Source organism: Halorubrum tibetense (assembly GCF_042661865.1).
Lineage (GTDB): Archaea > Halobacteriota > Halobacteria > Halobacteriales > Haloferacaceae > Halorubrum > Halorubrum tibetense.
The window spans coordinates 1-4,136 of sequence record NZ_JBHSWW010000218.1; the positions used below are offsets into that span (position 1 = coordinate 1).

A 4,136-nucleotide genomic window follows, 5' to 3' on the forward strand; every position below is an offset into this window, starting at 1 on the left:
GACGCCGAGCGTGGGCAGGAGCTGTTCGCGCCCGCGAGCGAGGCGCTCACGACGCTGGCGGCGGCCGTGGTGGAACGCGAAACGAGGAGATAAGATCCCCTCGCGGTCGTAGACAGCGGGATCGGCTACTCGTCGTCGCCGTCGGCGGCGTCCTGGAGCGCGCCGCGGATGGCGGGGACCGTCCCGGTGAGCGAGGACACTTCCTCGGCGGCCGACTCGATGTCGCCGACGAGCGACTCCAACTCCGTTATCTCCGCCTCGAGGTCCTCGGCGTCCTCGAAGGCGTCCGCGCGTTCGCCGAGCACGTACGCCTTCTTCGCCGAGCGGACGTGTTCGAGCGCGTCGCCGGCGTCGAGCGCCGACTTCAACCCGTTGAGCGCGCCGAGCACGTTGTCCGCGTCGGTCGTCCACACGGCGTCCGGGTCGGGGAGGGCGTCGCGCGCGGCCGCGAGGTGCTCTTCGACTTCGGCGCGGGTCTCCTCGGCCGCCTCGCCGAACAGGTCGTCGTCGTCGAACGTGGACTGACTCATGTCCGACCCGTCGTGCCGACGCCGTTTATACCCGAGCCCGGAAGTGAAAGTGAAATCGGAGGGTTACGGCCTCCCGTGAGGGGATTACTCCGAGCACGTCGATCAGTTTCGACTCGGTCCCGATCGCCGCCGATACTTATCCCTGTCGGGGGCAAACGGGGTCGTATGCCCTCCACGAGCAGACGTACCCTGATCGCCGGATCGCTCGGCGGGCTCGTCGCGGCGGTCGGCGGCGGTATGGCGTGGACAGCCTACGTGACCCGAGAACACGTCCGGTTCCGTCCGCTCCGCGCGGTGAACGAGTCCGACGAACCCGCCGAACTGGTCGTCACCGTCGTCGACGAGTCCGGCGACGCGGACGACGAGGTACACGAACCGACCCTCGCACCCGCAGGTGAGACGGGACACACGGCGACGCTCCGCGGGCGGTCGGTGTCGTATCCGGCCCCCTACGGAGTTACCGCCCGGTCGGGACGCGAGTCGGCGGGAGGTGACGGGGACGGGAACCGCGAGCTCGACCTTCCGAACGCCGAGATCGTCGATCGGCACCCCGAAATTGGCTGGGGCTCCGATGACGTCCGCGTGACCGTCGTCGTCGAGGTGGACGGGACGCTGTCGGCACGGGTCGGGGAGCCGCGCGAGCGGTACTGAGTCGACTCGCCGAGCGATCCGGCCGGGCGATGGTCAGGCTCTCAGTTCCACGGAGCCTCCTCGAAGTCGACGACGCGCTCCTCGCGATCGATAGCGTCGATCCGGTCGATGTCCTCGGCATCGAGTTCGAGCTCTCGTGCGGCCCAGTTGGCCTCGACGTGGTCGTGGGAGGCGGCCTTCGGGATCGGCGCGACACACTCCTTCGAGAGCAGCCACGCGAGGCTCACCGCGGCGGGGGTCGTCCCGTGTTTCGCGGCGATCTCCTGGATCGTGTCCACGTCGGCGACGCGGTTGCGGGCGATCGGCGAGTACGCAACGAGCCAGTGACCGTGCTCGCGAGCGAGCTCGTGGAGCTCGTCCTGCCAGCACAGCGGGTGACACTCGACCTGATGGGCGAACACCTCGTGGTCGAGTCGATCGATCGCCTCCGTCAGCTGGTCGGGGCGGAAGTTCGAGAGCCCGATCCGGTCGACGACGCCCTCGTCGACGAGGTGGTCGAGGGCGGGAAGCGTCTCCTCAGGGTCGTAGCTGTGGATCGGCCAGTGGACGTACAACAGATCGATCGAGTCGGTCCGAAGCCGGTCGCGGCTCTCCTTTGCGGTCGCGATCGCGTCGTCGTACGAGAGGTTGTCCGTCGAGAGCTTCGTCGCGACGAACAGGTCGTCGCGGTCGACCGCCGATCGCTCGACCCCGTCGGCGACGTACGACTCGTTGTCGTACCCCTGTGCGGTGTCGATGTGGCGGTAGCCGGTTTCGATCGCGTGGGCGACGCCCGAGGCGCACTCCTCTGGGTCCTCGAGCTTGTACGTGCCGTAGCCGAGTCTGTCGAAGGTGCTCATGGATCGGGATACCGCGCCAGGGACCAAAAAACGGGGGCAGTTCGAATGAGCCTAACCCCATTTCGGGTCGAACGTACCTGCTCGACCCTCGCTTCCTCCACCCTCGCCTACTCGATCTTCGCGTACTGCTCGGATAACTTCTCCGCGGCCTCGTCGAGCAGCTCCGACTCGTACTCGTCGAGCTCCCACTCGACGACCTCCTCGACGCCATCCGATCCGAGCTTCGCGGGAACGCCGAAGGCGGTGTCCTCGTAGCCGTACTCGCCGTCGAGCACGACCGAACACGGGAGCACTTCTCCGGTGTCGTTCAGGATCGCCTCGACGGTGTGGGCGACGCCGGTGGCGGGGCCCCACTGCGTGGCACCCTTCCGGCTGATCACGTCCATCGCCGACTCCTGGAGGTCTGCGAGGATCGCCTCCTTCTCGTCGGCGTCGAACGTCGGGTCGCGACCGTCCACGCGCACCTTCGAGAAGACGGGGGCCTGCGCGTCGCCGTGCTCGCCGAGGATCGTCGCCTCGACGTTCTTGACCGGCGCGTCGAACCGCTCCGAGAGGACGTACCGGAAGCGCGCGGAGTCGAGCCGCCCCCCGAAGCCGACCACCTGGTGGCGGTCGCGGTCGCCGACCTCGTACAGGTGGCGGTTGAGGAGGTCGACCGGGTTCGAGGTGGTGACCGTGACGAACTCGTCGTTGTGCTCGGCGAGCGACGAGCCGATGTCCTCCATGATCGGCGCGTTGTCGCCGGCGAGGTCGATCCGGGTTTGGCCCTCTTTGCGCGGGATTCCGGCCGTGATCACGACGACGTCGGAGCCCGCGGTGTCCGCGTACTCGCCCTGCCGGACGGTCGTGTTGGAGTCGTAGGCGATGCCGTGGTTCGTGTCGGCCGCTTGGCCGATCGTCGTCTCACGCTGGTCCGGGATGTCGACGAAGACGAGCTCGTCGACCACGTCGCGCAAGGCGAGGTTGTAGCCGGCCGCGGCTCCGACAGTCCCCGCCGCGCCGATGACGCTGACTTTTGTCATACCGTGTGGATCCGCGACCGGGCGGCGAGTAAACGTTTCGGAACTGCCGATTGCGGCCGTGAGATCGGCCGCCGGCCGCGTCGCGAAAACCCTAACTCCCGCCGGCGCACACCGTGTCGTAGTGCCGACGTTCCGTTACCCGTGTCCCGGCTGCCGGACCACAAACAGCCTCCACGACGCAGACTGCGAGTTCGAGGGAGTGAGCTGGCCGACGGTGGAGAAGGCGTACACCGACCTCCTCGCCGTGCTCACCGCCGAGCCGGAGGGGATCACCGAGTCGGCGCTCCGAGAAGCGGTCGCCGGCGAGTGGGACGGGCTCCACAAGGCCGCGCTCGGGACGCTGGAGCGTGAACAGCGCGTCGTCCGCGACGACGACCTCCTCAGGCTGCTCACCGCCGCGGAGTTCAAAGAGCGCGTCTCGGAGCCGACCCGCGAGCCGATGCGGACCGTGTACGAGCACGGGTCGGTCCCCGGCTGTCACGACAACGCCGTCTTCGCGATGATCGCGTGGTACGAGATGGTCGGGCTCTCCTGGCCGGAGACCCGGGAGAACGTGATCGGTTGGTTACGGGAGTCGGGCGCGTGGGACCGCGGCGGGTTCGAGGAGTCCTCGCCCGCGGAGCTCGTCGACTCGAAACGCCACGTGTACGACCAGGGGTACGGCTGGAAGGAGAAGGGTAGGGCCGCAAAAGGCGTCATCGAGCGACACGTGTGAGCGGCCGGGGAGCCAGCCGACTCATCCGGCCGGTTTAACCTCACGCGCATCGTTTCGACACCGTGACACACCCCGAAGCGGGGGCGGCGTCGATCCAAGGCGAGGAGCCGTCGCCGACGGACGCGAGCGACGGACGAGCACCCGCGGTGTCGAACCCGCGGCGCGCGCTCGCCGTCGTTATCGGCGTTGTGTTCATCGACTTGGTCGGGTTCGGGATCGTGATCCCGATCTTGCCGTTCTACGTCCGGTCGCTCGGCGTCAGCGACGCCTTCATCGGACTGCTCGCGGCGTCGTACTCGCTCGCACAGTTCCTCGCCGCCCCGACGCTCGGCCGGCTCTCGGACCGGATCGGCCGCCGGCCCGTCCTGCTCGCGTCGCT

6 protein-coding genes are annotated in these 4,136 nt (G+C 68.4%); 3 read left to right on the top strand and 3 right to left on the bottom strand.

What is annotated here, in order from left to right:
* Nucleotides 1-125: 125 nt before the first annotated feature.
* Nucleotides 126-530, bottom strand: coding sequence for a DUF5790 family protein (locus ACFQEU_RS12200; protein ID WP_379782514.1), 405 nt, complete (start codon nucleotides 528-530; stop codon nucleotides 126-128).
* A gap of 165 nt (nucleotides 531-695) precedes the next feature.
* Here ACFQEU_RS12200 and ACFQEU_RS12205 point away from each other — a divergent pair, with 165 nt between their 5' ends.
* Complete coding sequence (locus ACFQEU_RS12205) at nucleotides 696-1,181, top strand: hypothetical protein (protein WP_379782516.1); 486 nt, start codon at nucleotides 696-698, stop codon at nucleotides 1,179-1,181.
* Nucleotides 1,182-1,222: 41 nt separating this feature from the next.
* On the opposite strand, the gene ACFQEU_RS12210 is transcribed toward ACFQEU_RS12205, so the two are convergent.
* Nucleotides 1,223-2,020 (bottom strand): aldo/keto reductase, encoded by a 798-nt coding sequence (locus ACFQEU_RS12210; protein WP_379782518.1) that lies wholly within the window; start codon nucleotides 2,018-2,020, stop codon nucleotides 1,223-1,225.
* 107 nt (nucleotides 2,021-2,127) lie between these two features.
* The gene (mdh, locus tag ACFQEU_RS12215; protein WP_379782520.1) at nucleotides 2,128-3,042 is read right to left on the bottom strand and encodes a malate dehydrogenase; all 915 of its coding nucleotides are present in this window, start codon (nucleotides 3,040-3,042) and stop codon (nucleotides 2,128-2,130) included.
* A gap of 121 nt (nucleotides 3,043-3,163) precedes the next feature.
* Between mdh and ACFQEU_RS12220 the strand changes: the two genes are divergently transcribed.
* Complete coding sequence (locus tag ACFQEU_RS12220) at nucleotides 3,164-3,757, top strand: DUF7474 family protein (protein ID WP_379782522.1); 594 nt, start codon at nucleotides 3,164-3,166, stop codon at nucleotides 3,755-3,757.
* 62 nt (nucleotides 3,758-3,819) lie between these two features.
* Nucleotides 3,820-4,136: MFS transporter (locus ACFQEU_RS12225; RefSeq protein WP_379782524.1), on the top strand; the 317-nt coding region annotated here is incomplete at its 3' end.